Annotated in this window: 2 protein-coding genes and 1 pseudogene; all 3 read left to right on the plus strand. The window is 70.5% G+C overall.

Going from position 1 to position 2,760, the window contains the following annotated elements; all coding sequences use genetic code 11:
* Positions 1-113: 113 nt before the first annotated feature.
* A pseudogene (locus NON22_RS22780) lies at positions 114-239 on the plus strand (helix-turn-helix domain-containing protein); the annotation flags it as partial.
* A 92-nt stretch (positions 240-331) separates the two neighbouring features.
* Complete coding sequence (locus NON22_RS22785) at positions 332-1,636, plus strand: sensor histidine kinase (protein WP_257389280.1); 1,305 nt, start codon at positions 332-334, stop codon at positions 1,634-1,636.
* 110 nt (positions 1,637-1,746) lie between these two features.
* Positions 1,747-2,760, plus strand: a 1,014-nt coding sequence (locus NON22_RS22790) for a serine/threonine-protein kinase (RefSeq protein WP_257389281.1), incomplete at its 3' end; no start/stop codon positions are given.

A 2,760-nucleotide genomic window follows, 5' to 3' on the forward strand; every position in this document is an offset into this window, starting at 1 on the left:
CGGGCAGGGCGCCGCTGAGATCCAGCGCGCTCAAGGTGAGATTGCCGACGAAGCCGGAGTAGCCGTCGTAGGCGCCGTCCGTGTCGCCGGCGGCGAGTCCCGCGTCACCCTGCGCCGCGATCGAGGCGGCGCTCGCGCGTGCGCGCGGCGTCATCAGCCAGGCGGCCGCGGAGCTCGGCCTCTCGCGGCAGGCGTTGTATCGGCGGCTCGAGAAGCTCGGCATCGGCGTGCCGGCCTAGCCGGCGACATCGATGCGGCGAGGGTTGCGGTTCGCTGTACGCACCAGCAACCTACGCTCCGCTTCGACGGCCGCGTCCGGCCAGGGAACCCGATGCGCATTCTTTCGCTGCAAGGCAAGCTGACCTTCGTCCTGGCGCTCGTCGCGCTCGCGGCTGCGCTGCTCGCGCTGCTGCTGCAGCGCTGGCTCGGCGACGCGGGGTTGAGCCTGCTGCTGCTCGGCCTGCTGCTCGCGTTCGCGGTGCCGCTGCTCGCGCGCGGGTTGAGCGCGCGCTTCACGGCGCTGTTCCGCGCGCTGGCCGGCAGCGTCACGAGCTTCAAGGACGGCGACTTCAGCTTCTCGATCGCGACCGACCGGCGCGACGAGCTGGCCGAACTCGTGCAGGCGCACAACGAGCTCGGCCGCGTGCTGCGCGACGAGCGCCAGGCGCTGTTCCAGCGCGAGCTGCTGCTGGACACGGTCGTGCAGAACACGCCGACGGCCATCGTGCTGGCCGAGCCGAACGGCCACGTGGTCTACGCCAACATCGCCGCGCGCCAGCTGCTCAACGGCGGCCGGCCGCTGCAGGGACTGGCCTTCGCGACCGTCGTGGCCGAGTCGCCGCCGGCGTTCGCCCAGGCCGTCGCCGACGGCGGCGACGCGCTGTTCACGGTCGCGCTCGACGGGGAGGACGAAACCTTCCACTTCTCCGAGCGCAGCTTCAAGCTGCAGGGCCGCCTGCACCACATGTACCTGATCAAGCGCATGACGCGCGAGCTCAGCCGCCAGGAAGTGGCGACCTGGAAAAAGGTCATCCGCGTCATCAGCCACGAGTTGAACAATTCGCTCGCGCCGATTTCCTCGCTGGCGCATTCCGGCCGCGTGCTGTCGGCCAAGGGCGACAGCGCGCGGCTCGGCCCCGTGTTCGACACGATCGAGGACCGCGCGCGCCATCTGCACGGCTTCATCCGCGGCTATGCGGAATTCGCCAAGCTGCCGCAGCCGCGCCTGGAGAACGTGCCCTGGCGCGGCGTGCTCGATGCGATCGCGCGCCAGTTCCCGGGCATCGCCGTCGGCCCGGCGCCCGACGCGCCGGGCTGGTTCGACCGCGTGCAGATCGAGCAGGTGCTGATCAACCTGGTCAAGAACGCGCACGAGGCCGGCGGCGCGGTCGAGGACATAGCGGTCGCCGTGAGCCAGCGCCCCGGCGAGACCCGCATCGAGGTGCGCGACCGCGGCTCCGGTATGAGCGAGGCGGTGCTGGCCAACGCCCTGCTGCCGTTCTATTCGACCAAGCGCTCGGGCTCGGGGCTCGGCCTGGCCCTCGCGCGCGAGATCGCCGAGGCCCACGGCGGCCGCATCGTGCTGGCCAACCGCGACGGCGGCGGCCTGTGCGTGACCCTGGTGTTGCCGCGCTGAGGACGCCGGTCCGGCCGGGCCGGTTGCCGCCCGGCGCGGTTCGCCGCCGGCGTGTCCCCCAGCCTGCGGCGCGGTTGCTATGATCCGGCCGACGGAGGAAGCCGTTGGCCATGCCCCAGACGCCGGTGAAGATCCCTGGATATGAATTCCTGCGCCAGCTCGGCGCGGGCGGCATGTCCACGGTCTGGCTGGCGGTGCAGGAGTCGCTGCAGCGCAAGATCGCCATCAAGCTGATGAAGCGCACGCACGATTCGTCCTCGGACGACGCGCGCCAGTTCGAGAAGCGCTTCCTGCTCGAAGGCCGCACGATGGCCAAGCTGCCGCATCGCAATATCGTCGCGGTCTACGACATCGTCTCGACCGACGACGTGTCGTACATCGCGATGGAATTCCTCGAAGGCGGCACCTTGTCCGAGCGCATGCAGGCCGGGCTGTCGCTGGCCGATGCGATCAGCGTCGTGGTGCAGATCGCCGGCGCGCTGGATTTCGCCCACAGCCAGGGCATCATCCATCGCGACCTCAAGCCCGCGAATATCATGTTCCGCGACGCGCACACGCCGGTGCTGACGGACTTCGGCATCGCGCGGCAGCAGGACCAGGCCGCGACGCGCCTGACCCAGACCGGCATGCTCGTCGGCACGCCGAACTACATGAGCCCCGAGCAGATCAGCGGCAACGACATCGACGGCCGCTCGGACCTGTACAGCCTCGGCATTATGTTCTACGAGCTGCTGTCGGGGCGCACGCCGTTCAACGGCGACACGCCGATCGCCGTGATGATGGCGCACCTGACCCAGGCGCCGCCGCCGCTCGAAGCCGAGTTCGCGCATTTCCAGCCGGTGCTCGACCGCATGCTCGCGAAGAACCGCGACGAGCGCTACGCGACGCTCGGCGAATTCGTCACCGCGCTGAAACAGCGCGTCGTCGCGAGCGACACCTTGCTCATGCGGCTGCAGCTCGCCCCGGGCATGAGCTCGTCGGAGCAGCTGCGCCAGCTCGGCTTCACCGCGAGCGATCCGTCCGGCAGCGGCCTGCGCAATGCCGGCAGCCTGTCCGGCTCGGCGCCGCTGCCGCGGCCGCAGGACGTCGCACGCAAGACCGGCGGCGCGTCGTCGCCGCAGCGT

The organism is Tahibacter caeni, from assembly GCF_024609805.1.
GTDB classification, from domain to species: Bacteria; Pseudomonadota; Gammaproteobacteria; order Xanthomonadales; family Rhodanobacteraceae; genus Tahibacter; species Tahibacter caeni.

Bases quoted from the DNA above. Each gene is read 5' to 3' on its own strand.
- NON22_RS22785 (WP_257389280.1), top strand. From the start codon at position 332: ATGCGCATTCTTTCGCTGCAAGGCAAGCTGACCTTCGTCCTGGCGCTC.